Source organism: Methylobacterium sp. WL64, assembly GCF_008039945.1.
Taxonomy (GTDB): domain Bacteria; phylum Pseudomonadota; class Alphaproteobacteria; order Rhizobiales; family Beijerinckiaceae; genus Methylobacterium.
Genome location: NZ_VRVA01000290.1, coordinates 1 through 1,019, shown reverse-complemented (window position 1 = coordinate 1,019; position 1,019 = coordinate 1). Strand labels below are relative to the sequence as shown.

Below are 1,019 nucleotides of genomic sequence, written 5' to 3'. Positions count from 1 at the left end.
CTGGCTGAGACGGGCGGTGCGACGTTCACGGCCTACGACCAGATCGACAAGGCGCCGGAGGAGAAGGCGCGCGGGATCACGATCTCGACCGCGCACGTGGAGTACGAGACGGCCAACCGTCACTACGCGCACGTCGACTGCCCCGGCCACGCCGACTACGTGAAGAACATGATCACGGGCGCCGCCCAGATGGACGGCGCGATCCTGGTGGTGTCGGCGGCCGACGGCCCGATGCCGCAGACCCGCGAGCACATCCTGCTCGCCCGCCAGGTCGGCGTGCCGGCGCTGGTGGTGTTCCTGAACAAGGTCGACATGGTCGACGACGAGGAGCTCCTGGAGCTGGTCGAGCTGGAGGTGCGCGAGCTTCTGTCGAAGTACGACTTCCCGGGCGACGACATCCCGATCACCAAGGGCTCGGCGCTGATGGCGCTGGAGGACAAGGAGCCCAAGATCGGCAAGGAGGCGGTGCTGGCGCTGATGGCGACGGTGGATGCCTACATCCCGCAGCCGGAGCGTCCGATCGACCTGCCGTTCCTGATGCCGATCGAGGACGTGTTCTCGATCTCGGGCCGCGGCACGGTGGTGACGGGTCGCGTCGAGCGCGGGATCGTCAAGGTCGGCGAGACGGTGGAGATCGTCGGCATCCGGGCGACCACGACCACGACGGTGACCGGCGTGGAGATGTTCCGCAAGCTGCTCGACCAGGGCCAGGCGGGCGACAACGTCGGCGTGCTGCTGCGCGGCACCAAGCGCGAGGACGTGGAGCGCGGCCAGGTCGTGTGCAAGCCGGGTTCGGTGAAGCCGCACACCAAGTTCAAGGCCGAGGCGTACATCCTGACCAAGGAGGAGGGCGGCCGCCACACGCCGTTCTTCACCAACTACCGGCCGCAATTCTACTTCCGGACCACGGACGTGACCGGGGTGTGCGAGCTGCCGGAGGGCACCGAGATGGTGATGCCGGGCGACAACGTGACCATGGACGTCACGCTGATCGTGCCGGTGGCCATGGAGGAGAAGCT

The 1,019-nt window shown here is 67.6% G+C and carries 1 protein-coding gene; it reads left to right on the top strand.

Translation table 11 applies throughout. The features are described from left to right. The coding region (gene tuf, locus FV242_RS33940; RefSeq protein ID WP_147942035.1) for an elongation factor Tu at positions 1-1,019 on the top strand (1,019 nt) is incomplete at both ends.